Source organism: Amycolatopsis sp. NPDC114505 (assembly GCF_055633615.1).
The window spans coordinates 1,219,639-1,246,062 of sequence record NZ_JBVKDV010000003.1; the positions used below are offsets into that span (position 1 = coordinate 1,219,639).

The following is a 26,424-nucleotide window of genomic DNA, read 5'->3' on the forward strand; positions in this document are numbered from 1 at the left end:
CACCGATGCGGGAAACCCGCCACCACTCCGTCCCGTCCGGGACGACACCGCAGGGCGGAGGCTGGCTCCCGCACGGCTATCACCTGGAAAGCCACTCCCACCCCGATGGGCAGCTGGTGTACGCGGCGGCCGGAGCCTTCGCCACCACGACCGAGTACGGGACGTGGGTGGCTCCCGCCGACCGGGTCACGTGGACGCCGCCGGGTTTCGAGCACTCGCACCGTTTCTACGGCCGGACCGACGCCCGCATCGTCGCCGTCCCGTCCGGCGAGTGCGATGAGCTCGTGGCATACCCGTGCGTGTTCGCGGTGTCGCCGCTGCTGCGGGAGGGCATTCTGGCGCTGACGGGTCGCCGGGCGAAATCCGCCGACGCCGACCGGCGGCTGCGGGCGGTGGTGGTCGACGAACTCGGCGAGATTCCCGAGCGGTCGCTGCACCTGCCCGAGCCTCGCGACGACCGGCTGCGCGCCGTCACCGATCTCCTGCACGCCGATCCCGGCCGGAACACGACGTTGGCCGAGCTGGGGCGGGCCGTCGGGGCGAGCGAACGCACCCTCAGCCGCCTGTTCCACACCGACCTCGACATGAGCTTTCACCGCTGGCGCACCATCCTGCGCATCCACCACGCCCTGATCCGGCTCACCGAGGGTGTCTCCGTCACCGACACGGCGATCACCTGCGGGTGGTCGAACCCGTCGACCTTCATCGAGGCGTTCACCGCCGTCATCGGGCAGACCCCCGGGCGCTACCAAGCCGATCTGCGCGAGCGAGGCCGGTAGGACCAGGTTGGCGGGTTTCCGTTATCGACCGTCCGGTTATCGGTAGACGGCAATCGTCCGCACGTCCACAGTGGAGATCGACAGTTTCACGCGTCAACGATCATTCTTCACGGGGAAAACAATGACACAGGCAGACGAGAACACCACCGTGGTCGTCGTGGGCGGCGGGGTCGCCGGGCTCGCGCTCGGCACCTTCCTCCTGCGCAGCGGAATCGGTTGCGTCATCTTGGAAAAGCACAGCCGTGAATACGTCGAGCACCGGCAACGGGCCGGCTCCCTCGACGCCCGCGGCGTGCGCATGCTGCACGAATGGGGGGTGGGAGAGGTCGTCGAAGGACCCGGCCACGATTCCTCCGACGCCGCGATGCCGCTGTTCATCGACGGCGAGAAGCGCGAATGGAAAATGGACGACTACGAGGACGCCGAAGGGGCTTTCATCCCCCAGCAGATCCTCGTCCGCAACCTCATCAGGACATTCCTCCGCGACGGCGGCGACCTCCGTTTCGAAGCCGAGGACATTTCACTGGACGACCTCGACACCGAGAACCCGCAGGTCCGCTACCGGGACGCCGCGGGCACGGCCAGGGTGATCGGCTGCGACTTCGTCGCCGGCAGCGACGGCTACCAGGGCGTCAGCAGGACGGCCATCCCCGACGGCTTCCTCACCTGCCACACCCACGAGTTCGGGTACGCCTGGCTGACCGTCATGACGGCCGTGCCGGCCGACCCGCCGGCCGTGATGGCGGTGCACTCCCGGGGTTTCGCCGCACAGATCACCCGCGGACCGGACGCGAGCCGCGTCTACCTGCAGTGCCCGGTCACCGACACCGTCGACGACTGGCCGGACGACCGCATCTGGAGCGAACTGGGAGCACGGTTCGGCACACCCGTGCGGAAGGGGCCGATCACCGTCAAGCAGGTCGTGCCGCTGCGCGGTGTGGTGTTCAGCCCCATGGGCTACGGCAGGCTCTACCTCCTCGGGGACGCGGCGCACCTGATTTCCCCGATGAGCGCGGAGGGGATGAGCCTCGCGCTGCACGACGCCGAGGTCCTCGCCCGCGCGGTCGTCCAGCAGGTCGAGAAGGACGATTCGAGCCTGCTGGAGAGCTACTCGGACACCTGCCTGACCCACGTCTGGGACCGTCAGGCGGCCGCGGTCGCGATGACCGACACGATGCACGACTCCGGTGACGCGTCCTACCGCGGGCAGTTCCTCAAGCAGGTCGCCCGGGCCAACCTGGAGGAGTTCCTCCGGCCGCGCACGCCGAAGAGCTGAGCACGCGCACGATCGGGCTCGAAGCGGTCGGGCCCGCGCTCAAGCGCCTGGACGCGGCTCCGACCCCTTGATCCGTTCGACGAGCTCGTCGCGGTACTCCCGCACCGCCTGAAGCTCCGGTTCGTCGCCGGTCGCCCGCTTCAACGCGCCTTCCAGGATCTTCAGCCCCTGGCGTTCGTCGCCGCGCGCGTCCGCCTGCCTCGCGGCGTTCTCCATGGCTTTGGCGAGCTTGGTCCGCGCCTCGGGTTCCTCGGCGGCCTGGTGGATCCGGATCCAGTTGCCGCCCGGGTCGACGACGGTGAACCCGGTGTACCGGTCGTTGCGCAGCCGCGGCCGGGTCACGCGCGGGATACCGGAGACGAGCAGTTTTCCGTGCACGGAACGCATCCCCGCCGCGAAGGCCTCGAACAGCTCGCCGGTGTCGGCCACGACGACCAGGCACGTGCTGTACGACTGCGCCGGGTCGTAGTCGTCCATGCCGAAGAAGTGCAGGTTGAGATCTTCCCGCCGCAGCGCGACGTGCGGGTTCGGCCGCGTCTGCCGGTAGGTGATCTCGAAGCCGAGCATCTCGTAGAACGACGCGATCTCGTCGATGGAAGGACAGGGCAGGAGCGGAATGGTCAGTTCGTTCGCCACCGCCCGAAGGTAAGCCCGGACCCGCCGAAACGACACGGAGCTCTTTGCTGGTGCGAACACCACTTCGCGTAACGCGAGAAGCTCGCCGGCGGTCACGCTGACGACCGGACGGCTCCCGGCGATCGATCGCCGGGGTTCAGGAAAGGGCGGCGGCGAGCTGCGGGACTCCCTCGCCGGACAGCTGCGGCAGCGCCGCGGTGCGGCCGGTGGCGATCAGCAGCAAGGCGCTGATCGGTCCGGTCACCCGCGGACCGGTGCCCGCCGACCAGTCCACGTCCGTGGCGACCAGCCCGAACCCGCGCACGATCCGCACCGTCGGCAACGGCGGCGGCCAGCGCATGGCCAGTGTGCGTCCCGCCGAGGCCGCTGCGGCGTCCGGGGGCATGTCCAGCCGGAAGCCCAGCGGCAGGGCGATGTCCTGACTGTGCACCATGACGTCCGTGAGCGGTTCCAGCTCGGTGACGCCCAGGGTCTTCCGGCGTGAGCCGGCCATGGTGCGGAGCTCCGCCGTGAGCCGGCCGGTGGTCCAGGACGTGGCGCGACGGCGGGCGGCGTGCTGGATCGTGCGGTCCATCGTGCCGCGCCAGTGCACCATCGTGCCGAGCACGTCGCGCGGGCCGAGCTGTTGCAGGGTCAGGTGTGCGGCCACGTCTTTCACCGTCCATCCGGCACACAGCGACGGGTGCTGCCACTGCTCGTCGGACAGCTCGTCGAGCAGGCCGGCGAGACTTCGCCGTTGGTCGCCGATGACCTGCCAGACCCGCTCGTGGCCGAGTCCGGCAGAAGTTTTGCGGGTCATGACCGTTCCTCCGTTCCCGGTGGCCGGATGACGCGGGGGACGAGTTCGGTGATCTCCGCCGTCGGGCCGAACTCGGGGTCAGGGTTGGCGAGCTGGTGCAGCACCAGGCCGGTGAAGTGGTTCATGATGAGCGGGGCCTCGCGTTCCGGGTCGGTGGAGCCGGCGATGCGCATCCAGTTCAGGAACCAGGCGAGGACACGGGCGCCGCCGTCGGTGAGCTTCCGTCGCAGTGGCGGGTGGTTCGCCGCCTCGAGGAGGATCGCGTACCGCGCCACGGTCAGGTCCCGGTGCCGGCCGGCCGCTTCGCGGGCCGCCTCGACCAGCGTCTCGGCCAGCTTGGCCGGAGTGGTGGGCGCGGTGGTCGTGGCGATCTCCTCCCAGATGGCCCGCTCCCGCTCCATGATCCGTTCGGTGACGGCCTCCAGCAGCACGTCCCGGCTGCGGAAGTGGTTGGAGGTGGAACCCGCCGCCAGCCCGGCGGCGGCGTCCACGGCCCGGTGGGTGAGCCCGTGGATCCCGGAGCCGCCGAGTACGGCGATCGCGGCATCGAGAAGCTGCTGACGGCGGTTGACCATGCCGCGATACTACAATGGTAGTACCTCTAACAGCAAATACTGTCTTTCAGACTACGGTGGTAGTTGCGGTGCCCGCCTGGTCCGCTGACGAAGCCGTTACTCGCGGCGGGAAAGAGTCTTCTTGAAGAAGACCGCCGAGTCGTCGTAGCCGAGGGCGCGATAGAAGTCGCCGGCGCGCCGGGTCGCGAGGGCGAGGTAGGCGGCGCCGGCCTCGGCGGCCCATGCCTCCGCCCGTTGCATGAGTTCACGACCGACGCCGGCGCCTCGGGCCCGTTCGTCGACCATGAGTTCTTCGACCCAGGCCACCGGCCCGTTCGCGAACAGCGTGGTGTGGTTGTGGGCGAGCAGGTACCCCGCCACGTCCGTCGCCGGCGTGTCCGCGACCAGGACGAGGCTTCCCGGCGTGGTGAGCAGGATGCCGAACGACGCGTCGAAGGCAGCGCGTTCCGGCCGGAACGACGTGGCGAACTCCCGCACCAAGGACCAGACGCGGTCGCGATCAGCGGGTCGAGCCTGCCGCACCACGTGGTCAGCCATCACTCGTCGAGACTCTTGAGTACTACCGCAAAGCGAGTCAGCATCAGGAAACCGTCCAGGGAAAGGCGTTCGATGTCAGACGATAGCCGACGGCTGCGTTTCGGATCCGGGAAACGCACGGCCGGTGTTCGTCCTCACCGTCGATGGCGACGACCTGACCCGATCGGGCCAACGCCGCCGCCACCGGGGATCATCTGTCCATGCCGACATCATCACCGCGGGCGCGGGTCCAGCGGACCGAACGCTGGTTCCTCCGACGCGGGACCCCGACGATGATCGCCGGCTACGGCTTCGCCGAACACATCCTGCCGCGGATGCTGCCCGCACTCGCCTTCGTCATGCTCGCCAGCCTCGCCTGGCTCGTGCCGCTCAAAACCGCCGGCTCCGGCCGGTGGGTCCTGCTCGGCGTCGTCATCGCCGTGACCATCGCCGCCTGGGTCACGATCTCGCTGTTCGTCCGGCGCCTCCCCCGCTTCTCGCGCGCCGCGACCATCGCCGTCCTCACCACCTACGCCGCGATGCCGGTCGCCGTCCCGCTGCTGCAGCTCGCCTTCGACGGCGCCATCACCCTTCCCGGCGCCCGCGCGCTCGGCGTTCTCGCCTTCCTCGTCTTCTTCGCCGCCGCCTTCGCCGCCACCTACCTCGGCACCACCTACGGCTTCGGCACCCTCCTGCGCCAAGCCATCCGGCAAGCCGTCACCGATCTCCGCAACAGCGTCCAAGTCCTCGGGCGCGCCCTGCCCGTCCTACTCTTCGTCACCCTGTTCCTCTTCTTCACCGGCGAGCTCTGGCAGCTGATGAACCAGCTCGACTGGTGGCGCCTCGCCCTCGTCGTCGCCCTCTTCGGCGCCGTCACCGTCCTCGCCGCGGCCGCCCGCCTGCGCGAGGAGATCGGCCGCGTCGAACAGGACTTCAGCCCGCCCATGCTGACCGCCGCCTGCGCCGGCACGCCGCTGTCCGCCGTCACCCTCGACGGGCCCATCCGCGCGGTCAGCCTCAGCGGACGCCAGAAGCGCAACCTGCTGCTGGTGCTCGCCACCCGCCAGCTGGTCCAGGCCGCGGTCATCGGGCTCGCCCTGTTCGCCTTCTTCGTCCTCCTCGGCGTGATCATCGTGACCCCCGCCGCCGCCGAGCAGTGGATCGGCGCGAAACCGGCGATCTCCCCGCTGCTGCCCGGCGTCCCGGTCGCCCTGCTGCGCAACGCCACCCTGCTCGCCGGGTTCGGCAGCATGTACTTCGCGGTCACCTCGATGAGCGACACCGAGCACCGCAAGCAGTTCTTCGCCCCCCTCATCGACGAAATCGAACGCACCCTCGCCGTCCGCGCCGTCTACCTCACCCTGCACCGGGACTCCGTTTCGCCCTGACCGCCCCCGGTACACCCAAGCGTCGCCCAGCCACTGTCCTAAGTGGACCGACTCCGGTGCGGCGGGACGTCGTGCCCGCGAGGATGGAGTCGAGCCCCTCCAGGCGGTACGGTCCGTCCTGGAGGGTGTCATGAACGTGCGTTCCTACCCGTTCGGTCCGGTGGCCGGGCTGGAGATCGACCCGGCATACGGCCGGCTGCGCGACGACGAACCGCTGGCCCGCGTGAAGCTCCCCCACGGTGAGGAGGGCTGGTTGCTCACCCGGTACGACGACGTCCGCATCGCGCTCGGCGACACCAGGTTCAGCCTCGCCCAGGCGGCCGTGCGGGACACCCCGCGGCTGGGCCCGCAGCGGATGGGCGCGATCCTGACCGACCTCGACCCGCCGGACCACACCCGGCTGCGGCGGCTGCTGGCGCACGCGTTCACCGTGCGCCGCGTCGAACAGCTGCGCGCGGGCGCGGAACGCCTGGCGGGCGAGCTGGTGGACGAGATGGAGAAGACCGGTCCGCCCGTCGATCTGCTGACGGCGCTGGCGGTCCCGTTGCCCGGCCTCATGGTCTGCGAACTGCTCGGCGTTCCGTACGAAGACCGTGACCACTTCCAGGAGCTGGCCGCGGCGTTCATGTCCGTCACGGCACTGACCGACGACGAGAAGCTGGCCCGGCTGGGTGAGCTCGGCGGCTATTTGGCCGGGCTCGCCGACCTGCGTCGCAAACGCCAGGAAGACGACCTGATCAGCGCACTCGTGGTGGCACAGGAGGACGGCGACCGGCTCACCGCCGACGAGCTCGTGCAGCTGACGGTGATGCTGCTCGGCGCCGGCTACGACTCCACGGCGAGCCAGATCGCGAACTCCGTCTACGCCCTGCTGCGGTTCCCCGACCAGCTGGAGCTGCTGCGCTCCCGGCCCGAGCTGATGCCCGGCGCCGTCGAGGAACTGCTGCGCTGAATCCCGGCGCAGGAGGTCTCCGACATCCTCCCCCGGTACGCGCTGGAGGACGTGGAGCTGAGCGGCGGCACCGTGCGCGCGGGCGAACCCGTGCTGCTGGCCAAGCACGCGGCCAACCGCGACCCGCGCCACTTCCCCGATCCCGACCGGCTGGACGTGACCAGGAACGCCAAGGGACACCTGGCCTTCGGCCACGGGCCGCACCACTGCATCGGGGCCCAGCTGGCGCGCATGGACATCCAGGTGGCGTTGACGGCGGTACTGGCACGGTTCCCCGGACTGCGGACGGCGGTGCCCGACGACGAGATCGAGTGGAGGACCGGCATGGCACTGCGCGGGCCGATCGCGTTGCCGATCAGCTGGTGACGCGGCCCGGCCGGGGTCTCACGTGTTCGACGGCCGCGGCCGGGCTACTCCCAGCACCCGATGCAGTCGGGGCGGGCCACCGGCCCGGCCGGCTGTGCCGCGGCCGCCGGGGCGACCGCCAGGACCGCCGCGACGACCGCGAGGCCGGCGAGCGTGAGGATCTTCTTCATTTCTCCCCCTTGTGGTGAACAGCGGAAACTCGAGTACGCCCGGCCCGGGCGGCGCGCAGCCGGCCGAGCTGGTGCTCGACCCGTTCGCCCTCTTCGACCCGGCCCTGACTCCGGTACAGCTCCAGGGCTTCCTGCCACGCTTCGCGCGCTTCGCCGGTCCGGCCGAGGGCTGCGTGGGAAAGGCCGAGGTGGTCGAGCGTTTCGGCGGACGCCGGGAGGTGGCCGAGACCGCGTCGGAGGGTGAGCGCCCGGCGGTGGAGGTGGATGGCCTCGTCGTGGTTGCCCGCGTCCTGTTCGAGGCGGGCCAGCCGGTCGAGGCTGTCGGCCTCCCCCGCCGCGTTGTCGTGGTCGCGATGCAGGGTCAGGGCGGCGTCGAAGTGGTCTCGGGCGGCGTCGTGGTCACCGAGCCGGGCGGCGTGCCGGCCGACCGCGTTGTGCCCGTGGGCCGTGCACACCGGCAGGCCGAGGTCCTCGAACAGGCGCAACGCGCGGCGGGCGTGGGTCAGCGCCAGCTCGTCGTCGTGCCGCTCCAGCGTCCGGGCGAGTGCCTGGTGGACGTGGCCCAGTTCGTAGCGGTCGTCGTGGTCTCCGGCGAGGCCGATGGCGTGCCGCAGCTGCCGGGCCGCCTCCTCGCGCAGTCCCGACGCGGCGCAGGCGCGCCCGAGGTGCCGGCGGGCGACGAGCGCGGGAGCCCGGCCCGGCAGCGACGTCGCCGCGTGGACCGCGGCCCGCCATCCCGCGAGACGATCGTGGCGGTGGCCTCGCCGCTGGCGGGCCGTGTCGGCCGACAGGGCCAGCCACCACACGATGTCGTGCCGGTCCCGGCTCGCGGCGGCGTCCTGGGCCGCGAGCAGGGTGGCGCGCTCGGCTTCGAACCACACCATGGCGGCCTCGGCATCGGGCACCTCGAGGACGTGCGGACCGGGCTCGGGCGGGCGGAGGCCGACGGGGCCGCGATGCGTGTCCAGTACCAGACCGGCGTGGTAGGCGGTGTGGGCGCAGAAGTCGAGAACCCGGCGCACCGCGGCGTCCCGGACGTCTTCGGGCAGCTTCCGTGCGATTCCGGCCGCGTAGGCGCGGACCAGGTCGTGCATCCGGTAGCGGCCGTCCGGGTCGTGCTCGAGCAGCGACATCTGCTCGAGACCGCGCAGCACGGCCCGGGCGCGCGCCGGCGGCAGCCCGGTCAGGTTCGCCGCGGTGGCCAGGGCGGCGTCCGGCCCCGGCGCGAGGGCCAGCAAGCCGAACGCGGTGGCCTGGTCCTCGGTCAGCGCGTCGTACGACGAGGACAGCACCGCGGACAGGCTCGCGGCCGGGTCGTCGTCGGCCAGGCCGTCGAGGCCCGACTCCCGCAGCTCTCCGGCCAGGGCGGACAGCCTCGTCCCGGCCCGGCCGGCGAGCACGCTCAACGCCAGCGGCAGGCCACCGCAGACGCCCACCAGCTCGTCGACCGCCTCGCGCTCGGCGTCGACCCGGGCGGCACCGAGCCGGGCAGCCAGCAGCTCGCGGGCGTCCGCCGCGGGGAGGACGCCCAGCGCGACGCTGCGGGCGTCGTGCGCCGCGACGAGGCCCGCGAGCCCGTTGCGGCTGGTCACGACCACGGCGCAGGACGCACCTCCGGGCAGCAGCGGCACGACCTGGTCGGTGCCGGCGGCGTTGTCGAGCACCACCAGCAGCCGCTTGCCCGCGGTCAAGGTGCGGAACAACGCCGACCGGCCGTGCGGGTCCGGCGGAATCGACTCCGGCTCGACTCCGAGCGCGGTGAGGAAGCCGAAGAGCGCCGCGGCCGGGGTCATCGGTGCGCCGGCGCCGAAGCCGCCGAGGTCGGCGAAGAGCTGGCCGTCCGGGAACCGGTCGGCCCGGCGGTGCGCCCAGTGCAGGACCAGCCAGGTCTTGCCGAGCCCGCCGGTGCCCCGGACGACGGCGAGCATCATCGTTCCGCCGGCCCTCGCGGAGTTCAGCGTGGCGTCGAGCCGGTGAAGATCGCCGGCACGGCCCACGAACGACGCGGGCGCGGCCCGGAGCTCACGCGGCACCGCCGAGCGCGGCGGTGGGCCCGGCTTGCCGGCGCCGGTGGTCAGGAGCCGGCGGTGCAGCTCCTGCAGCGCGGCGCCGGGGTCGGCGCCCAGCTCCTCGACGAAGCGGGCACGCACCCGCCGGTAGTGGTCCAGCGCCTCGGCGGTCCGCCCGGCCTGGTGCAGCGCCAGCAGGAACTGGCCCGCGATGCGTTCGTCCAGCGGGTGCGCCTCGGCGCGCGCCGCCAGCTCGTCCACGACGTCCTCCCCCAGCCCCAGCCGGAGCTGGGCATCGGCGAGATCCCGCGCCGTGGCCAGCCGTTCCCGTTCCAGCTGCTCGCGTTCGGCTTCGGCCCAGTCGCCCGCGAGCCCGATCAGCGCTTCTCCCTGCCACAGGCCCACTGCTTCGGTCAGCAACGCCGTCGCGCGCTCCTCGTCGGCGCGGGCGTTCGCCCGCAGCTCGCGACACCGAAGTAGGTCCACTGTGGACACTTCGGGTTCGGTCACCAGGACGTAGCCGCCGGAGCGGCGGGCGAGGGTGACTCCGTCGGCGTCGGCCAGCGCCGCCCGCAACCGCGAGATGTAGCCGTGGAGGGTGGTCCGTGTCCGCGACGTCGCGTCGGCGCCCCAGACGCGCTCGATCAGCCGGTCCGCGCGCACCACCTGACCCGCTTCGAGGGCCAGCACCGCGAGGACGCATCGCTGCCGCGGGGTGCCGAGGTCGATCGGACGCCCGTCCACGAGCACGTCGACCTGGCCCAGCAACCGCACCACCGTGCCCACGGGCCGTCCCCCCTCGGCAAGTCCCCGTCCCAGGGTAGCCGACCAGGCGTTACAAGCTCGCCTGCAGAAATCCTGACGAACGCCCGGACACGATCATCGGCGATGCCGGCCCCAGCCGGCACGGAAGGGGAGCATGACGATGAACAGACTGAAGCGACGGCTCGCGTCGGCGATGGCGGTCTCCGGGATCGTGGCGACCGCGGTGCTCGGCGGGGCGGCCACCGCGTCGGCGACCGACCCGGCCGACGCCCCACCCGGGTACGCCGGGCCGTACGCGACGTGCAACGGCGTGGCGCTCCCGCCCCTGCAGCTGTCCGGGACGCCCGGCTACGTCCAGCTCTGGCTCGACCGGTCCGGCAGCGGCACGTGGTGCGCGAAGACCTTCGACAACCTCGCGGGCGACCACCACACCGAGATCGTCCTCCAGCGGGTGGGCTGGCAGACCCGTTGGTACGACTCGGGGACGTATTCGACCTACGCGGGCGGCATCTACGTCTCCGGTGCGAACACCGACTGCACGCGCGTCTACGGGGAGGTCACGGTGAACGGGGTCGCCCACCGGCTCCCGACCACCGATGGCTGGGTGACGGTCTGCGCGAACTAGCGCGGGGGCGGGTTCCCGGCACGTTCGCCGTCCGGTGAGCGTGCCGGGACCGGGGTGGAGCTGTGCACGTACCTCGGGGTATGCCCTGGATGACCGCTACGGACGAATGCGGATGATCGTCTTGCCCTTGACCCGCTCCGCCGGGTTGAAGGCGGCGACGGCGTCGTCGAGGCCGGCAACCCGGCCGATGTTCGGCTTCAGCCGGCCCTCCCGAACCCGCCGGACGATCTCGCCCAGCTGAGCGCGGTCGGCTTCGACGACGAAGTCGACCGCCCGGCCGTCGGCGGGCCGCGCCTCCGGCGGACCGGCGATCGTCACCAGCGTTCCCCCGGCCCGGACCAGGTCCGCGGAGCGCTTCTGGATGTCCCCGCCGAAGACGTCGAAGACGAGGTCCACTCCGCCGATCTCTTCCAGCGAGTCGTGCTCGAGGTCGACGAACTCCCGCACCCCGAAGTCGAGCGCCGCCTCACGGTCGGCGGCGCGCCCGGTGCCGATGACGTACGCGCCCGCCTCGTGCGCGAGCTGCGCCACCATCGAGCCGACCCCGCCGGCCGCCCCGTGCACCAGGACGCTCTGCCCCGCCTCGACGCGGCCGTGCACGAACAGCCCCTGCCACGCGGTCAGGCCCGAGATCGGCAGGCTCGCCCCGACCGTGAAGTCGACGTCACCCGGCAGTGGCGCGAGGTTCCGCGCCTCGACGGCCGCGTACTCCGCCAGCGTGCCGTCGCGGGTCCAGTCGGTCAGGCCGAACACCCGCTGCCCCACCGACAACCTCCGCGTGCCGTACCCGAGCGCGCTGACCACGCCGGCCAGCTCGTGCCCGGGCACCGACGGCGTCCGGTCGCGGCCGAGCCGGTCGGCCCAGGCCGAGGGCCACGTCAGCTCACCCGGGGTGAACCCCGACGCGTGCACCTCGACGAGGACGTCGTTGCCCGCCGCCTCCGGTCGCGGCCGCTCCGCCACCGTCATCCCGGCCGTTCCCGCGGCCTGGTCCGTCACCACGATCGCCTTCATCCCGCACCTTCCTGCATCGATGGGTCACAGCCAGAACGACCGGCTCAGCCGGTCGGCCCGAACCGGCTCACGCGGATCCGCTTCGCTTCGACTCCGACGTCGGCGAGCAGACCGGTTGCCGCGTCGCAGAAACCTTGCGAACCGCAGACGTAGACATCGCGGTCGGCGTCGGCCAGCGGCCGGAGGTCGTCGGCCGTGAGGCGGCCCACGGGCCGGGCACCGCCCGCGGGACCTCGGCGCGTGTAGACGACCGTCGTCTCCGGTCCGGCTATTTCGTCCGCGTAGTACAGCTCTTCGGGTGACCGGACGGACACGACCAACCGCATCAGGCCGGCCCGGCCCGAGCTACGCGCCGACCGCAGCATGGACATGAGCGGGACCACCCCGGAACCCCCGGCGACGCCCAGGATCGGCGCGTCACCGTCCCAGGAGAAGAACCGGCCGATCGGGCCGCGGACCTGCAGCGTGTCCCCGACTTCGACCACGTCGTGCAGGAAAGCCGACACTTCGCCGTCCGGCAGCTTCTCGACCGTGAGCTCGATGTCCTCGCCGCCGGGCGCACCGGCCACCGAGTAGTCGCGCTGGGCGTGGTAGCCGTCCGGGGCGGTCAGCCGGACGACGTAGAACTGGCCGGGCCGGTGCGTCCGGGGTTCGGTGAGCCGCAACCGGAACGTCTTCGCGTGCGGGGTCTCCTCGCCGATAGCGGTCACGACGCCGGTCTGCCAGGACGAAGCCGTGGCCATCAGTCGCCCTGGTAACGCTGCTCGAGCCACGGGTCGCCGTGGTCGTGGTAGCCGTTGCGTTCCCAGAAGCCCTGCTGGTCCTCGGCCGTGAAGTTCAGCCCGGACACCCATTTCGCGCTCTTCCAGAAGTACAGGTGCGGCACCAGCAGCCGGGCCGGGCCGCCGTGGATGTCGTCCAGCGGTGCGCCGTCGACGTCCCACACCACCCAGGCGCGGCCGTCGACCACGTCCTCGATCGGCAGGTTGGTCGTGTAGCCGGTGTGTGACCGCGCCAGGACGTAGGCCGCGTCGTCGCGCACCCCGGTGACTTCGAGCAGAGTGTCGACGGAGACGCCGTCGAACCTCATGCCGAACTTGGACCACGTCGTGACGCAGTGGATCGCGCCCTCGTACCGGTCACCCGGGAGCGCTCGAATCTCGTCCCACGTCCAGGTGGTCGGCGTGTCGACGAGGCCGTCGACGGTGAAGGTCCACGTCTCGGTGTCGATCGACGGCGTCGCTTCCGCGTGCAGGACCGGCCAGTCGTCGCCCGCGTCGTACTGCCCGGGTGGCAGCCGGGGGTCGTGGCCGGCGCGCCCGCGCCCGACGAAGCCTCTGGTGATCACCATCTGCCTGTGCCTTTCCGGTGTTCCGGCGGTCATTCCGGGACGATGTGGACGGCCGCTTCTTCGGCGGACGCCGCGGCGCCGTCCAGGCCGACGTCGGAGGCGAACACGTAGGGGTACGCCTCGTCCGCGTCCGGGTCTTCGACCAGCCGTCCGGCCCGCGCCACGCCGACCTGGTCGTCGTACGGTTCGCCGTCAGTGTCGGACGCGTCACCGAGCCCGTCGCCCCGGTCCGCGACGTCGAAGACGTCCGGCAACTCGCGCGCGAGCCGTTTGCCGAGCTCTTCGTGGCCGGCGGCTTCGCGCGCCGTCGTGCCCCAGTCGAAGACCGCGATGGGGTGGTCCGGCGGCGTGTAGCCCTCGTCCAGCACGTCCACCACGCCGCGGTCCACGAGGCTGTCCTCGGGTTCCAGCAGACCGTTGTCCAGGTCGAAACCGCCGTCGTAGTCGTCGGAGTCGTCACTCATGGGTTCTCGCATTCGGTCCGCCGCTTCGTTCCCGGTGACCCTAGCTTGCTTGGACTATTTAGTCCATATTGAACGAGACGTCGACGCCAGTCCTTACGAAAGAAGAACGCCCGCGCCGACCGGCCGTCCGACGGAATAGCGCGGGTGCGCCGCACGTCTGTACCCCTGCACGTCCAAGGAAGGGAGAGCTGTGCCTCAGCAGGCCGACTACCACAAGAGCCCGGAAGCCGTGACGCGACTGGATCCGGAGCAGTACCGCGTGACCCAGCAGGACGGCACGGAACGTCCGTTCGCGAACGCGTACTGGGACAACCACGAGCCGGGCATCTACGTCGACGTCGTGTCCGGCGAGCCGCTGTTCGCTTCGGTCGACAAGTACGACAGCCGGTCCGGGTGGCCGAGCTTCACCAAGCCGATCGTCAAGGCGAACGTCGTCGAGCGGGACGACTTCGGCCACGGGATGATCCGGGCGGAGGTCCGTTCGCTGCACGCGGACAGCCACCTCGGCCACGTCTTCGACGACGGCCCGCTGGACAAGGGCGGCATGCGCTACTGCATCAACTCCGCGTCGTTGCGGTTCATCCACCTCGACGACCTGGAGGCGGCGGGCTACGGCGACTACCGCACCCTGTTCACGAGCGACACCGACGGCAAGTGAGGTCCCCGGCGCGCGAACTCCGGTTCGCGCGCCGGGGCGAGTGAGGAGAGCCATGCCGGAACCGCCCGCGACGATCTCGGCCCCGGTGGAGATCGTCGCGCTGCTGGTCTCCCCCGCGCACGCCTTCGAAGGCCGTCCCGCGGACGGCCCGCGGCCCGACCCGGGACCCCCCGCGCGCGACGAGGTGACCATGCGCGCCGGGCTCGGGCTCGTCGGTGACCGGTACTTCAACCAGCCCGCTCATCGGCAGGCCGCCGTCACCCTCTTCGCCGCGGAGTCGCTCGACGTTCTCGCGCGGGACCTCGGCCTCGCCGCGGTGCCGGACCCGCACCTGCCGCGGCGCAACATCGTCGTGCGCGGGTTTCCCGTCGACGAACTGGCCGCGCCGCGGGGCGGCACCGGGGCGGTGTTCGGCCTCGACTCCGGGGCGGGCGAAGTCCGGTTCCAGGCCTATCGCCCCGCCCACCCGTGCGCCTGGATGGACGTGGTGCTGGCGCCCGGCGCGTTCCGCGGGCTGCGCGGGCACGGCGGCGTGCGCTGCGCCCCGCTCGACGACGGAGTCCTGCGGGTCGGCCGCGCGACCCTCACCGTGGAGCGCTCCCCCGCGGCATGAAGCTCCCGCCGCGACGCGGGGTTCAGGGCTGGAAGCTGCGGATGTGGTCGATGGCCATGTCGAGCGCGATGCGCATCGGCTTGACGTCGTGTTCGGTCTGCGCGAGCAGGTACCCGCCCTGCAGGGCACCCATCAGGCCGATGGCGAGCCGCTCGGGGTCGGTGTCGGGCCGCAGCTTCCCGGCGTCCCGCATCCGCCGCAGGCCGTCGGTGAGCAGACCCTGCCAGGTCTCGAAGTGGCCCGCCAACGCCGACCGCGCCCGCTCGTTCTGGTCCGAGAGCTCACTCGCCAGCGAACCCAGGCGGCAACCGTGAGCCCCGTTGCGCAGGGCACTGCGCTGGACGATCGCGTCCCGCCAGCGCTCCAGCCCGCGGATCGAGTTGAGCCGCCTCAGCTGCTCCCCCTGGAGAGTCAGCACCTCTTCGGCCTGGACCTCGATGACGTCCTGGACCAGGGCGTCCTTGTCGGGGTAGTGGTGGTAGAGCTGCGACTTGCTGGTGCTGCTCGCCGCGCGGACGTCGTCGAGCGTGGTGGCGGCCACCCCTTTCACCGTCATCAGGTCGACCGCGGCCCGCAGAATCCGCGCCCTGGTCGCCTCACCACGCGCCGTCCGCCGGACCGGCCTCACAGCGCTCTCCGGTTCCACCACGGCACCACATTATCGCACCGGCGCGGATCGGCGGCCTTCGCGCGGCGGAAGACGGACCTTCCGGACCACTTGTCGGCGCCGTCACCCGCGACCCAGCGCGAGCGCGACCCGGCCGACCAGCGCGGGGACGACCTCGGCCTCGAACCACGGGTTCCGGGCGTGCCAGCGGTGGTTCAGCGGTGAGGGGTGCACCAGCGGGAACTCGGCGGGGAGGTATTCGCCGTAGGCCCGCACGGTCTCGGTGAGGTTCGCCTTGGCCCGGCCGGCGAGGTGGAACCGCTGCGCGTACGTGCCGATGAGCACGCGGAGGGTGACGTCGGGCATCCCGGCCAGGATCCGCGGATGCCACCGCGGTGCGAAGTCCCGGCGCGGGGGCAGATCGCCCGTCTTGCCCTTGCCCGGGAAGTAGAAGTCCATCGGCACGATGGCGAACAGCCGGGGATCGTAGAACTCCTCGTCGCGGACCCCGAGCCACGAGCGCAGCCGCACGCCGCTGGCGTCGTCCCACGGGATCCCGCTTTCCTGGGCTCGCCACCCCGGCGCCTGACCGATGATCACGACCCGCGCGGACGGCGACCCGGCCCACACGGGCCGGTAGCCGAGGTCCCGGGCCCACGCGTTGGAGGGGTCCGACGTCAGCTCGTCCACGACCGCGCGCACAACGTCTGCCAACTGCACTCCGGGTTTCGTCGTCGGGATGGTGGGGCGCGGTCCGCCTGAGCGGGACGATACTCGAAGTGGACCATTTCGTCCAATCGGGCCGCAGCTCCTCGCCGGTGAGCCGCGTGGGGCGCTGTGTCGTCTCGCCCTCGACGCGCTCCCCCGCCTAAGGTCGCTGCTTCCCGAAGAAGCCGATCTCGCCCTCGCTGTGCATGCGCTCGATCATGTGCGGGTAGTGCAGCTCGAACGCCGGCCGCTCGGAGCGGATCCGGGGCAGCTCGGTGAAGTTGTGCCGCGGCGGCGGGCAGGACGTCGCCCATTCGAGCGAGTTGCCGTAGCCCCACGGGTCGTCCACCGTGACGATCTCGCCGTACCGGTAGCTCTTGAAGACGTTCCAGATGAACGGCAGCGTCGAGGCACCGAGGATGTACGCGCCGATCGTCGAGATCGTGTTCAGCGTCGTGAAGCCGTCACTGGTCAGGTAGTCCGCGTACCGGCGCGGCATGCCTTCCGCACCCAGCCAGTGCTGGACGAGGAACGTGCCGTGGAAGCCGATGAACGTGGTCCAGAAGTGCCACTTGCCGAGCTTCTCGTCCATCATCCGGCCGGTGATCTTCGGGAACCAGAAGTAGATACCGGCGAAGGTCGCGAAGGCGATGGTGCCGTAGAGCACGTAGTGGAAGTGCGCGACGACGAAGTAGCTGTCGGAGACGTGGAAGTCGATCGCCGGCGCGGCCAGCATGATGCCGGTCAGGCCGCCGAAGAGGAACGTGACGATGAAGCCCATCGAGAAGATCATCGGCGTCTCGAAGGACAGCTGGCCCTTCCACATCGTGCCGATCCAGTTGAAGAACTTCACGCCGGTCGGGACCGCGATCAGGAAGGTCATGAAGGAGAAGAACGGCAGCAGCACGGCACCGGTGGCGTAGAGGTGGTGTGCCCAGACGGAGAACGAGAGCGCGGCGATGGCCAGCGTCGCGAAGACCAGTCCTTTGTAGCCGAAGAGCGGTTTGCGGCTGAACACGGGGAAGATCTCCGACACGATCCCGAAGAACGGGAGCGCGATGATGTAGACCTCGGGGTGGCCGAAGAACCAGAACAGGTGCTGCCAGAGGATCACGCCGCCGTTGGCGGGGTCGAACACGTGCGCGCCCAGCCGGCGATCGGCCTCCAGCCCGAAGAACGCCGCGGTGAGGATGGGGAACGCGACGAGGATCAGGATCGACGTCACCAGGATGTTCCAGGTGAAGATCGGCATCCGGTACATCGTCATGCCGGGCGCGCGCAGCGAGATCACGGTGGTGACCATGTTGACCGCGCCGAGAATGGTACCGAGGCCACTGACGATCAGGCCCATGATCCACAGGTCGGTGCCGGGGCCGGGGGTGTGCGTGGCTTCCGACAGCGGCGTGTAGCCGGTCCACCCGAACTCCGCCGCGCCGCCGGGGGTGAGGAAACCCGAGACGACGGTCAGGCTGCCGAAGAGGTAGAGCCAGTACGAGAACGCGTTCAGCCGCGGGAACGCGACGTCGGGCGAGCCGATCTGCAGCGGCAGGATGAAGTTCGCGAAGCCGAACAGGATCGGGGTCGCGTACATCAGCAGCATCACCGTGCCGTGCATGGTGAACAGCTGGTTGTACTGCTCCTGCGAGAGGAACTGCAGGCCGGGCCGCGCGAGCTCGGAGCGGAGCAGCATCGCCATCGCCCCACCGACCATGAAGAAGGCGAAGGCCGTGACCAGGTACATCACGCCGATCTGCTTGTGGTCCGTCGTGCGCATCAGCCGCAGCAACGCCGAACCCTTCACGGAACGGCGCACGGGGTAGGGCCGCGTGACGATGGGGCCGGGGGCGGTGGTCTTCATGGTTTCTCCAGCTGGACGGGGAAGATCTCGCGCATGCCGGCTCGCCTCACCCGGGGAGCCGGCCGAGGAACTGGATCGACGTCCGGCGAGGCTCGGCGGCCTCCCCCGAGGCGTCGTTCGAGCGCGCCGGTGCCCCTGGTCGGCGTGGTCATGCTGCATTGGTGTCGCGCGCGGAGCCGGTCTTACGCCTCGAGCCGGAAAGGCCGCCGCCAGACGAGGGATCGGGACCACGGGGTCGGCCAGGACGAGGATTCCCGCCGACGGCAGCACAGTGTTGACCACCCGGTCGGCATGGGGCCGGATCGCGAGAGCCCACACCCCGAGGACGAGCACGGCGATGCCGATGAGCCGGCCGGACGAATCGACCTGTCACCGCTCAGGGCGCGACGGACTTCGACGGCCACCGGTCCGTGACCAGGACGACCGGACCGCCGCCGGCGCCCCGGATCACGCGCTCGAGCGCGGCCGCCGCCTCGGTCAGCGGCAGGGTGGTGCCCACCGGCAGGGTCAGCTTGCCCTCGCCGAGGAGCGCGCTCAGCTTCGCGAGCTGAGCGGCGTCCGGGCGCACGTAGACGTTCGCGACGCCGATGCCTCGCGCGGCGGGTGGCGGGTCGCCGGTGATCGTCGCCAGGCGGCCGCCTTCGCGCACCGCCAGGAGGGTGTCGGCGCTGCCGCCGGCCACGGCGTTCAGGGCGGTGTCGACGCCGTCGCCACCGGCCCACTCGCGGACCCGGTCCGGCCAGCTCCGGTCGTGGTAGTCGACGACCTCGGCCGCGCCGGCCCGGGCCACCCGGGCGGCGCTCGCGGGTCCGGCGGTGGCGATCACCCGGGCGCCCCGCAGGACCGCGAGCCGCACGGCCAGCCCACCGGTCGCGCCACCCGCACCGTGGACGAGCAGCGTCTCGTTCTCCGCGACGCGAAGGGATTCGGAGAGCGCCTGCTCGGCGGTCAGGGCCGGCACGGGGAACGCCGCCGCCGTCTCCCACCGCACGCCCGGCGGTTTCGCCACGACCAGTTCGGCGTCGACCACCACCCGCTCGGCCCAGCACCCCTGGTGACGCAGCGGGAGCGGATGGCCGAACACCTCGTCGCCCGGCCGGAAGTCCGTCACGGCCGACCCGACCGCGACCACCGTCCCGGCCACCTCCACACCGAGTGCCATCGGCGGGGTCAGCCCGACGTCCCACCCACCCGAACGGACGATGTCGTCCCAGTTGCCGACACCGGCCGCCACGACCTCGATCACCACTTCGCCCGGCCCGGGGCCGCCGGGCTCCGGCAGGTCGAGCAGCTCGACCCGGCCACCGATTTCCCGCACACCAGCGGCAAGCACCACGATTCTCCGCCTCACATCGAGCAGCCAGCCACCGAGGCCGGTGGCCGTCCCGGATGGGACACTTCTTCTGCGTTCGCCGCGCGCGTCGTCTTACCCCCGGGGCCGGGATCAGGCCTGGAACGCCCGGATGCCGTCAAGCGCCATGTCCAGCGCGATCTTCATCGGGGTGACGTCCTGGTGGGTCTGCGCGAGCAGGTACCCGCCCTGCAGCGCACCCATCAGCCCGACCGCGAGCCGCCGCGGGTCGGCCTCCGGCCTCAGTGTGCCCGCGGCGCGCATCCGTTCCAGGCCGTCCGCGATGAGGCCTTCCCACGTCGCGAAATGGGCGGCCAGCTCCGTGCGCGCCTGCTCGTCGCGATCGGACAGCTCACTCGCCAGCGAACCGAGGGGACAGCCGTAGGCGCCGTTGTGCAGGGCGTTGTGCTGGACGACCGCGTCCCGCCACCGCTCGAGGCCGCGCATCGAATTCAGCCGCTTGAGCTGTCCTTCGTGCCAGGAAAGCAGGTCCCGCGCCCGGCGGCCGACGACCTCGTGGACCAAAGCGTCCTTGTCCGGGAAGTGGTGGTACAGCTGCGACTTGCTCGTGCCGCTGGCCGCGCGCACGTCGTCCAACGTGGTCGAGGTCGCGCCCTTCACGGACATCAGCTCGACCGCCGCGTCCAGGATCCGGGCCCGGGTCGCCGCACCCCGGGCCGTCAACCGCGTGCGCTCCGGTTCTGCCACGCCGTCAGGCTACCCCACCGGACCTGCGAAGACGGACATGACGCGGCGCGACATCGTGGCGAACGGCGACGCCGGCCGACGTCTCGCACCTTCCGGGCCACCTAGCCACTCCGCGCGATCACAGTGGACTATAACGTCCAGAAATTGCCTGGGTCGAGGTGTGCCGCGCCATGCTCGTCCGCTAGTGTCCGTGGCATGTCGGGTGACCGGACCGCGAAGCACGCCGAGGATGCGCACCGGCTGGCCGTGACCGCGGCGATCGACCTCCTGCGCCACCGCCCGCTGGGCGAGATCACCCTCGGCCATGTCGCACCCACGAGCGGCGTCCCCGAAGCGCGGCTCCGGCAGATCTTCGAGAACGAAGAGGCGCTCATCGAGGCCGTGGTGCATGCGCAGGTCGCGGCCGTGCTGACCACTCAGAAAGCATTGCTAGAACGAGTGCACTCACTCGAGGACCTTCAGGCGTGGCGCGACAAGCTCGTCGAGGACAACCGGGTCACCGGGGGCGTCGGCGGTTGCCCGATCGGGTCTCTCATCGGCGAGCTCGCCGGGCGTCACGACCGCGGTCACCGCGCCCTCGTCGCCGGGTTCGCGGCGTGGGAAAGCCTTCTCGCCGGGGCTTTCCGGCGCATCCGGGAACGTGGAGACCTTGACTCCCGCGTGGACCCCGGCACGATCGCCACCGCCGTCATGGGGGCGCTGCAGGGCGGGTTCCTGCTCGCCCGGACCACCCGCGACCCCGGGCAGCTGGCGACGGTGCTCGACGTGTCGCTCGAGCACCTGCGGGTCGGCTGCTCGCCCCGCGGGGCGAGCAGCCGGTGCGTCCCCGGTTCACACGAAGGTGAACAGCCGATCCGCATCGAACCGTGAAATCGGGCCCTGGTAGGCCTTTTCCTTGTCGGGGTAGCCGAGCGCCATCAGCACGGTCGTCGTGTGCCCGGTCTCGCGGATCTTGAACGCCTTGTCGACGCTGGCCGGGTCGAACCCTTCCAACGGCGTCGCGTCGAAGCCGAGTTCGACGGCCGCCATCATGGTCATCCCCATCACCATGTAGGTCTGCTTTTCCATCCAGTGGTTGAGGTCCTTGTACGCGTAGTTGCGCAGGTTCAGGAAGTCCCGCGTCATGTACTGCCACATCGCGCGCTTCGCCGGGTCGGGGAACCGGCCGTCGGCGTCTTCCTTGCCGAACACCTCGTCAAGGTGGCTGTCCGGGACGTCCGCCCGGGTCGTGAGGATGAGGGTGTGCGACGAGTTCAGGATCTTCGCGCCGTTGTCCTGGAACCGCTCCCCCAGGTTGTCCGCGAGCTGCCGCTTGGCTTCGGCCGACGCGAGGACGTAGAAGTGGTTGGGCTGGATGTTCGTCGACGTCGGCGCGGACCGCAGGAACCGCAGCAGCTGCCGGAGGGATTCTTCCGGAATGGTTCTGCCGTCGAACGCCCTCGTGAGGTGCTGGTTCATGAGCTTGTCGAGATCCATGGTGAGCTGCCTTTTCTTTCGGGTGATGGGTGGGTACGTCAGTTCCCGGCACCGGCGATCAGTTCGCCGATCCTCGACGGGCTCCGATTCGCGCACCGGCCGGTGGACAGCCAACCGTGACACGTGGATCACCCTCCGATGGTGTGTGAGTCTTGAGCGTCGGGCCGGAGCCGGCTCTTACGGCTTACTTTGGACTATATAGTCCACAGTAAGGCCGGGGAGAAGAGCATGGACGTTCGGCCGGGCCTGGGCGCAGACGAACTCGTCGAGAACATCCCCGCCGAACTCGGTGCCCACGACCACCCCGAGGAGTTCCGGCCCGCCCACCCCGTCCTCGAACGGGCCTGGCGTCAGCTGCCGGGCCTGCGCGTACCCCGCACGGGCCGGGTGTTCGAGGCGCTCGTGCCCGCGGTCCTCGAACAGCGGGTCGTCAGCCTGGACGCCCAGGCCGCCTGGGCCCGGCTGCTCTTCGCCCACGGCACGCCGGCGCCGGGTCCCGCTCCCGCGGCGATGCGGGTCGTGCCTTCCCCCGGCGGGTGGGCGGAGATCCCGATCTGGGACTGGCGGCGAGCCGGAGTCGACCTGCAGCGCTCGAGAACCGTCGTGCTCGCCGCCCGGCAGGCGGGCAAGCTCGACCGTGCCGCCGCCGACCCGGCCCGCGCCTACCGGATGATGTCGACGCTGCCGGGTGTCGGGGTGTGGACCGCGGCGCAGGTCGGGCACCGCGCGCTCGGTGACGCCGACGCGCTGCCGCTCGGCGACTTCGGCCTCGGCCGGATGACCGGCCTGGCGCTGGCCGGCCGGCCGCTGGCCGACGAGGAGGTCGAAGCGTTCTACCGGCCGTGGCGGCCGCACCGGTACCGGGTGGTCCGGGTTCTCGAGCTCACGCCCCGCATCGCGCCGCGGCGCGGTCACCGGGCCCCGCGCGCACGGCCGTTCCGCTGACGATCGCGGGCGGCGACCACGGTGTACACGGTGGCGACGAGGGCGAGCACGCCGTACCCGACGGCGATCTGCGGGAGGGAGAACGTCGGGGAAAGCCGGCCGGCGACGAGGGCGGGAATCGTCGCGCCGCAGTAGGAGAAGAGGTAGACGACCGTGAAGATCGGGGCCCGGTCGGCCACGCCGCTGCCCGCCAGCAGGCCGCGGGTGGCGGCGCTGATCGCGATGCCCTGGCTCGCCCCCGCGACGACGGTCGCCGCGAAGAACAGCACCAGCGTGCCGGTGGCGATCGCCGCGATGATGCCGATCATGCCGGCCAGGAACCCGAGCATGCCGGCCCGCTGCGCCACCGCGGGCGCGAACCGGCCGCTGAGCGGCGCACCGAGCGCACTCGGTCCCATGTAGGCGGCGAACACCAGCCCGAGGGCGAGCGGGCTGCGCGTGTGGAGCTGGTCGGCGACGAGCGCCGGCACGAACGCCTGGTAGAACGCCCCGGTCGCCCAGGTCGCCAGCAGCACCGCCGCCGCGACAGGGACCCGGTGCCTGACCCCGGCCGGGACGCGGACCCGGGGTCGCAGCGATCGCCGGAGGCCCGGCGCCGGGGTCACGGTTTCCGGGCTGACGAAGACGAGCACGGCGGACAGCAGGAGCAGACCGATCACCGCGAGGTAGATCAGCTCGCGGGGCCAGGGACCGAACTGCACGAGCGCGCCGGAACCGATGGCGCCGACCGCGAGCCCGAGCATGACCGTCTGGCTCGAGGCGACCGAAGCCAGCCAGGCCGGCCGGGCCGGTGCGGCGTCGACGATGTAGGACGTGAGACTACTGCTGGCCAGGCCGGCACCGAAGCCCATCAGGAGCCGTCCCGCGATCAGGACGCCGACGTCGTGCACGTCCAGCAGGACCACGCAGCCCAGCAGGAGCAGGCCGAGGCTCGCGATCGACGTGGGCCGCCGCCCCAGGTGGCCGGAAACCCGGCCCAGCACCAGCAACGTGCCGAGGGTGGCGGCGGAGTAGGCGACCACGGTGATCGAGATGTCGGCGTTGGTGAAGCCTTCCTCGGCCCGGTAGACGTTGAACAGCGGGATCGTGGACCCCACGGCGGCGAACGCAGCCACGAGCGACACCACCCCGGCCGGAAAGGCCGAGGAAAGCCGTCCACCACGCCGGGCGACGCCGGTTCTCGGTACCGCGTCTCGCATCGGGTAACACCTTTCTCCACCGGACCGATCTCCGCTGTTACAAACTGGACTATACAGTCCTCTTTGCGGCACACTGGCCGACAAGACGCCCAACTACACGGGAGCGATGACCATGTCGGCACGTACGGCCCTGATCACGGGCGGCACCAGCGGGATCGGGAAGGCGGCCGCCGAAGCCCTGCACAGTCGCGGATACCGCGTCGCAGTCACCGGGCAACGTCCGGAAAGCGTCGCGCGGGCCCGGGAGGAGCTGCCCGAGGACGTTCTGGTCCTGCGGGCCGACGCGCACACGCTCGCGGACACCGACCAGGTCGTGGCCGAAGTCGGCGCCCGGTTCGGAAGCCTGACCACGCTGTTCCTGAACGCGGGCGTCAGCCTTCCGATGACCCTGGACGACTGCGACGAAGCCGCGTACGACGAGGTTTTCGCCGTCAACACCAAAGGCCAGTTCTTCACGCTCGCCAAGGCGTTGCCACTGCTGACCGACGGTGCTTCCGTCATCGTCACCGTCGGCATCGGCGCCACCCGCAGCCTCACCGGCAACAGCGTCGCGGCCGGGTCGCACGGGGCGATGCTGGCCATGCTCCCGACCCTCGCTCTCGAGCTCGCCCCGCGCCGCATCCGGATCAACGCGGTGAGCCCGGGGTTCACCGACACCCCGATGACGCGCACCGCGCTCGGCACGCAGACCGACGACGTCGCGGGGACGATGACCGCGATGGCGGAGAAGAACCCGTTCGGCCGCCTCGCCCGGCCCGAGGACATCGCCGGCACCGTCGCGTTCCTGGCTTCGGACGAGGCCGCGTACGTGACCGGCCAGGAGATCGTGGTGTCCGGCGGCGCCGGGCTGGCCATCTGAGTCCGAAGGAGCCGCACACCATGGACGGACGGAAGCTGCAGCAGACACCGCGCACGAAGGGAAGTGGTTGCACATGAAGGCGATCGTGGTGACGGACGAGGCCGCGGGCCGGGCGGGGATGACGCTCGCGGAGCGCCCCGCTCCGGACGTGGCGAAGCTCGCCGACCTCGCCGGAGCGAACTACGGCGATGTGGTCGTCGAGGTCCACGCGTCGGGGTTCACCTGGGACGAGCTGTCGTGGCCCTCGACGTGGATCGACCGGCGCGGCCGGGACCGGACGCCGTCGATCCCCGGGCACGAGGTGGCCGGCGTGGTTTCCGCACTGAGTTACGGCGCCGCCGGGCTGTCAGTCGGTCAGCGGGTGTTCGGCCTGACGGACTGGACGCGCGACGGAACCCTGGCGGAGTACGCGGTCGTCGAGGCGCGCAACCTGGCGCCGCTGCCCGGCGACGTCGACTTCACCACCGGCGCGGGCATCGTCATGTCCGGCCTCACCGCGTGGCAAGGCCTGTTCGTGCACGGCCGCCTGGAGGCGGGACAACGTGTCCTCGTGCACGGCGCGGCCGGCGCCGTCGGCTCGATGGCGACGCAGCTCGCGCGGGAGGCGGGCGCCTACGTCGTCGGCACCGGGCGCGCGACCGGCGAGCGGACCGCGCGGGACTTCGGGGCGAACGAGTTCGTCGACCTGGAGAACGACCGGCTCGAGGACGCCGGCGCCGTGGACCTGGTGTTCGACGTGTTCGGCGGCGACCTCGGGGCGCGCTCGGCGCGCCTGGTCCGGACCGGCGGAACGCTGGTCACGATCGCCGGCCCGCCCGAGGTCCGGCCCGCCGACGGCCGCACGGTCGACTTCGTGGTCGAGGCCGACCGGACCCAGCTGGGGGAAATCGTGCGGCGGGTGCGCGACGGGCGGGTCCGGCCCCACATCGGGACCATCGCGTCGCTCGACGACGCCGTCGCCGCCTTCAACCCGGCCGAGCGACGGAAGGGAAAGACGATCATCCGCGTGCGCCCGTAGCGGGAGCGCGGATCCGGTCAGGACAAGAAGTCGTGCGCCACCAGGTGGGCGCGGATGTTGCGCCGGGCGTCGAACATCGCCTTGTAGATGGCGTTGCGGTTGGTGTCCAGCTCGGCCGCGAGGGCGTCCATCGGGACGTTGTCGATGGCCAGCGCCACGAACACGGTCCGCTGGCGCCGGGTCAGCGCGTTCTCGATGGCGTCGCCGAGGGCGGCCCGCAGCTCGCCGGCCTCGACCTGGTGCGGCGGTTCGTCGCCGGCGGCGGCCGGGGCCCGGTCGGTCTCGCCGCCGTCGGGGAACACCCGGTGGTCGCGCCAGAAGTGCCGGCCGACCTTCGTCGACACCTCGAGGATGACGAACTTGAACGCCCAGGTCTTGAACTGCGCGTCCCCGCGGAACTCGCCGATCTTGCGGGTGATCCGCATGAGCGCGTCGGCCGCGGCCTGGTGGGCCAGGTCCTCGAGTTCCGGGCCGGTCAGCCGCAGGATCGGCGACCGGCGCAGGGTCTCCCGCCGCGCGATCTTGAAGAGCATCGCGTACAGCCGTCGGCAGGCGGCTTCGAAGTCCGGGCCGCCGGGACCGAGCTCCCGGACCCAGGCGGCGGACTCGGGGTCGAAGCTCCGCCCGTCGACCACGACCCGTCCGCCGACCTCCGAGGCGTGGAGCACACCTGACGTCATGCCGTCTCCCTCTCCACGATCGATCTTCGGCACCGTCACCAGGCGGCGAGCCGGCACAG

The 26,424-nt window shown here is 71.3% G+C and carries 28 protein-coding genes and 1 pseudogene; 11 read left to right on the forward strand and 18 right to left on the reverse strand.

All coding sequences use genetic code 11. The annotated features are described in order from the left end of the window. Positions 1-5 precede the first annotated feature (5 nt). Both ACZ7OU_RS35010 and ACZ7OU_RS35015 read left to right on the forward strand, forming a co-directional pair. Positions 6-779: a helix-turn-helix domain-containing protein gene (locus ACZ7OU_RS35010; RefSeq protein WP_470258497.1), complete on the forward strand. Its 774-nt coding sequence runs from the start codon at positions 6-8 to the stop codon at positions 777-779. A 121-nt stretch (positions 780-900) separates the two neighbouring features. Then, entirely contained in the window at positions 901-2,055 is a 1,155-nt protein-coding gene (locus ACZ7OU_RS35015; protein ID WP_470258498.1) for a 4-hydroxybenzoate 3-monooxygenase, read from the forward strand. A gap of 39 nt (positions 2,056-2,094) precedes the next feature. Here the strand turns inward: ACZ7OU_RS35015 and ACZ7OU_RS35020 are convergent, their stop codons facing one another. The 4 genes from ACZ7OU_RS35020 to ACZ7OU_RS35035 all read right to left on the reverse strand — a co-directional run bounded on the left by ACZ7OU_RS35020 (position 2,095) and on the right by ACZ7OU_RS35035 (position 4,602). Continuing rightward, positions 2,095-2,691 (reverse strand): VOC family protein, encoded by a 597-nt coding sequence (locus tag ACZ7OU_RS35020; protein ID WP_470258499.1) that lies wholly within the window; start codon positions 2,689-2,691, stop codon positions 2,095-2,097. Positions 2,692-2,827: 136 nt separating this feature from the next. Next, entirely contained in the window at positions 2,828-3,490 is a 663-nt protein-coding gene (locus tag ACZ7OU_RS35025) for a maleylpyruvate isomerase family mycothiol-dependent enzyme (RefSeq protein ID WP_470258500.1), read from the reverse strand. Then, positions 3,487-4,065: a TetR/AcrR family transcriptional regulator gene (locus tag ACZ7OU_RS35030; protein WP_470258501.1), complete on the reverse strand. Its 579-nt coding sequence runs from the start codon at positions 4,063-4,065 to the stop codon at positions 3,487-3,489. The genes ACZ7OU_RS35025 and ACZ7OU_RS35030 overlap by 4 nt, the downstream gene beginning before the upstream one ends. Positions 4,066-4,161: 96 nt before the next feature. Further along, positions 4,162-4,602, reverse strand: coding sequence for a GNAT family N-acetyltransferase (locus ACZ7OU_RS35035; RefSeq protein WP_470258502.1), 441 nt, complete (start codon positions 4,600-4,602; stop codon positions 4,162-4,164). A gap of 200 nt (positions 4,603-4,802) precedes the next feature. Between ACZ7OU_RS35035 and ACZ7OU_RS35040 the strand changes: the two genes are divergently transcribed. Both ACZ7OU_RS35040 and ACZ7OU_RS35045 read left to right on the forward strand, forming a co-directional pair. Further along, a complete protein-coding gene (locus ACZ7OU_RS35040) occupies positions 4,803-5,969 on the forward strand; it encodes a hypothetical protein (protein ID WP_470242612.1) in 1,167 nt (388 codons plus the stop codon). Between the two features lie 355 nt (positions 5,970-6,324). Next, positions 6,325-7,287: pseudogene (locus ACZ7OU_RS35045) on the forward strand (cytochrome P450). 44 nt (positions 7,288-7,331) lie between these two features. Here ACZ7OU_RS35045 and ACZ7OU_RS35050 read toward each other — a convergent pair. Continuing rightward, positions 7,332-7,457, reverse strand: a complete 126-nt coding sequence (locus ACZ7OU_RS35050) for a hypothetical protein (RefSeq protein ID WP_470258503.1) — start codon at positions 7,455-7,457, stop codon at positions 7,332-7,334. After that, on the reverse strand, positions 7,454-10,252 hold the full coding sequence (locus tag ACZ7OU_RS35055; RefSeq protein ID WP_470258504.1) for an AfsR/SARP family transcriptional regulator: 2,799 nt from the start codon (positions 10,250-10,252) through the stop codon (positions 7,454-7,456). The genes ACZ7OU_RS35050 and ACZ7OU_RS35055 overlap by 4 nt, the downstream gene beginning before the upstream one ends. A 139-nt stretch (positions 10,253-10,391) precedes the next feature. On the opposite strand from ACZ7OU_RS35055, the gene ACZ7OU_RS35060 reads away from it, so the two are divergent. After that, positions 10,392-10,856 carry a hypothetical protein gene (locus ACZ7OU_RS35060; protein WP_470258505.1) on the forward strand — a complete coding sequence of 155 codons (465 nt, stop codon included), beginning with the start codon at positions 10,392-10,394 and terminating at the stop codon, positions 10,854-10,856. Between the two features lie 96 nt (positions 10,857-10,952). Here ACZ7OU_RS35060 and ACZ7OU_RS35065 read toward each other — a convergent pair whose 3' ends face one another. The 4 genes from ACZ7OU_RS35065 to ACZ7OU_RS35080 are packed head-to-tail and all read right to left on the reverse strand — an operon-like array spanning position 10,953 to position 13,685. Next, on the reverse strand, positions 10,953-11,870 hold the full coding sequence (locus ACZ7OU_RS35065; protein ID WP_470258506.1) for an NADP-dependent oxidoreductase: 918 nt from the start codon (positions 11,868-11,870) through the stop codon (positions 10,953-10,955). A gap of 44 nt (positions 11,871-11,914) precedes the next feature. Continuing rightward, positions 11,915-12,613 carry an FAD-binding oxidoreductase gene (locus tag ACZ7OU_RS35070; RefSeq protein WP_470258507.1) on the reverse strand — a complete coding sequence of 233 codons (699 nt, stop codon included), beginning with the start codon at positions 12,611-12,613 and terminating at the stop codon, positions 11,915-11,917. Next, positions 12,613-13,221 (reverse strand): sulfite oxidase-like oxidoreductase, encoded by a 609-nt coding sequence (locus ACZ7OU_RS35075; protein WP_470258508.1) that lies wholly within the window; start codon positions 13,219-13,221, stop codon positions 12,613-12,615. Before ACZ7OU_RS35075 ends, ACZ7OU_RS35070 begins: the two co-directional genes overlap by 1 nt. A gap of 29 nt (positions 13,222-13,250) precedes the next feature. Further along, positions 13,251-13,685: a DUF5709 domain-containing protein gene (locus ACZ7OU_RS35080; protein WP_470258509.1), complete on the reverse strand. Its 435-nt coding sequence runs from the start codon at positions 13,683-13,685 to the stop codon at positions 13,251-13,253. 190 nt (positions 13,686-13,875) lie between these two features. Here ACZ7OU_RS35080 and msrB point away from each other — a divergent pair, with 190 nt between their 5' ends. Both msrB and ACZ7OU_RS35090 read left to right on the forward strand, forming a co-directional pair. After that, positions 13,876-14,343, forward strand: a complete 468-nt coding sequence (msrB, locus tag ACZ7OU_RS35085) for a peptide-methionine (R)-S-oxide reductase MsrB (RefSeq protein ID WP_470258510.1) — start codon at positions 13,876-13,878, stop codon at positions 14,341-14,343. 52 nt (positions 14,344-14,395) lie between these two features. Further along, on the forward strand, positions 14,396-14,956 hold the full coding sequence (locus tag ACZ7OU_RS35090; protein WP_470258511.1) for an MOSC domain-containing protein: 561 nt from the start codon (positions 14,396-14,398) through the stop codon (positions 14,954-14,956). 22 nt (positions 14,957-14,978) lie between these two features. On the opposite strand, the gene ACZ7OU_RS35095 is transcribed toward ACZ7OU_RS35090, so the two are convergent. The 5 genes from ACZ7OU_RS35095 to ACZ7OU_RS35115 all read right to left on the reverse strand — a co-directional run bounded on the left by ACZ7OU_RS35095 (position 14,979) and on the right by ACZ7OU_RS35115 (position 20,188). Beyond that, on the reverse strand, positions 14,979-15,605 hold the full coding sequence (locus ACZ7OU_RS35095) for a TetR/AcrR family transcriptional regulator (RefSeq protein ID WP_470242623.1): 627 nt from the start codon (positions 15,603-15,605) through the stop codon (positions 14,979-14,981). An 81-nt stretch (positions 15,606-15,686) separates the two neighbouring features. Next, positions 15,687-16,277, reverse strand: a complete 591-nt coding sequence (locus ACZ7OU_RS35100) for a uracil-DNA glycosylase family protein (RefSeq protein ID WP_470258512.1) — start codon at positions 16,275-16,277, stop codon at positions 15,687-15,689. Positions 16,278-16,431: 154 nt separating this feature from the next. Next, on the reverse strand, positions 16,432-18,129 hold the full coding sequence (ctaD, locus tag ACZ7OU_RS35105) for an aa3-type cytochrome oxidase subunit I (RefSeq protein ID WP_470258513.1): 1,698 nt from the start codon (positions 18,127-18,129) through the stop codon (positions 16,432-16,434). A 376-nt stretch (positions 18,130-18,505) separates the two neighbouring features. Further along, positions 18,506-19,462, reverse strand: a complete 957-nt coding sequence (locus tag ACZ7OU_RS35110; RefSeq protein WP_470258514.1) for an NADP-dependent oxidoreductase — start codon at positions 19,460-19,462, stop codon at positions 18,506-18,508. Positions 19,463-19,573: 111 nt separating this feature from the next. Then, a complete protein-coding gene (locus ACZ7OU_RS35115; RefSeq protein WP_470258515.1) occupies positions 19,574-20,188 on the reverse strand; it encodes a TetR/AcrR family transcriptional regulator in 615 nt (204 codons plus the stop codon). 195 nt (positions 20,189-20,383) lie between these two features. Between ACZ7OU_RS35115 and ACZ7OU_RS35120 the strand changes: the two genes are divergently transcribed. Beyond that, on the forward strand, positions 20,384-21,058 hold the full coding sequence (locus tag ACZ7OU_RS35120) for a TetR/AcrR family transcriptional regulator (protein ID WP_470258516.1): 675 nt from the start codon (positions 20,384-20,386) through the stop codon (positions 21,056-21,058). Here ACZ7OU_RS35120 and ACZ7OU_RS35125 read toward each other — a convergent pair. Continuing rightward, positions 21,020-21,664: a nitroreductase family protein gene (locus ACZ7OU_RS35125; protein WP_470258517.1), complete on the reverse strand. Its 645-nt coding sequence runs from the start codon at positions 21,662-21,664 to the stop codon at positions 21,020-21,022. The genes ACZ7OU_RS35120 and ACZ7OU_RS35125 overlap by 39 nt on opposite strands. A gap of 228 nt (positions 21,665-21,892) precedes the next feature. Between ACZ7OU_RS35125 and ACZ7OU_RS35130 the strand changes: the two genes are divergently transcribed. Next, positions 21,893-22,609, forward strand: a complete 717-nt coding sequence (locus tag ACZ7OU_RS35130) for a DNA-3-methyladenine glycosylase family protein (RefSeq protein WP_470258518.1) — start codon at positions 21,893-21,895, stop codon at positions 22,607-22,609. On the opposite strand, the gene ACZ7OU_RS35135 is transcribed toward ACZ7OU_RS35130, so the two are convergent. After that, on the reverse strand, positions 22,576-23,808 hold the full coding sequence (locus ACZ7OU_RS35135) for an MFS transporter (RefSeq protein WP_470258519.1): 1,233 nt from the start codon (positions 23,806-23,808) through the stop codon (positions 22,576-22,578). The genes ACZ7OU_RS35130 and ACZ7OU_RS35135 overlap by 34 nt on opposite strands. Positions 23,809-23,920: 112 nt before the next feature. On the opposite strand from ACZ7OU_RS35135, the gene ACZ7OU_RS35140 reads away from it, so the two are divergent. Further along, positions 23,921-24,667, forward strand: coding sequence for an SDR family oxidoreductase (locus ACZ7OU_RS35140; protein WP_470258520.1), 747 nt, complete (start codon positions 23,921-23,923; stop codon positions 24,665-24,667). A gap of 73 nt (positions 24,668-24,740) precedes the next feature. After that, a complete protein-coding gene (locus ACZ7OU_RS35145) occupies positions 24,741-25,685 on the forward strand; it encodes an NADP-dependent oxidoreductase (protein ID WP_470258521.1) in 945 nt (314 codons plus the stop codon). A gap of 17 nt (positions 25,686-25,702) precedes the next feature. Here the strand turns inward: ACZ7OU_RS35145 and ACZ7OU_RS35150 are convergent, their stop codons facing one another. Next, positions 25,703-26,365 (reverse strand): RNA polymerase sigma factor, encoded by a 663-nt coding sequence (locus ACZ7OU_RS35150; RefSeq protein ID WP_470258522.1) that lies wholly within the window; start codon positions 26,363-26,365, stop codon positions 25,703-25,705. Between the last annotated feature and the right edge of the window lie 59 nt (positions 26,366-26,424).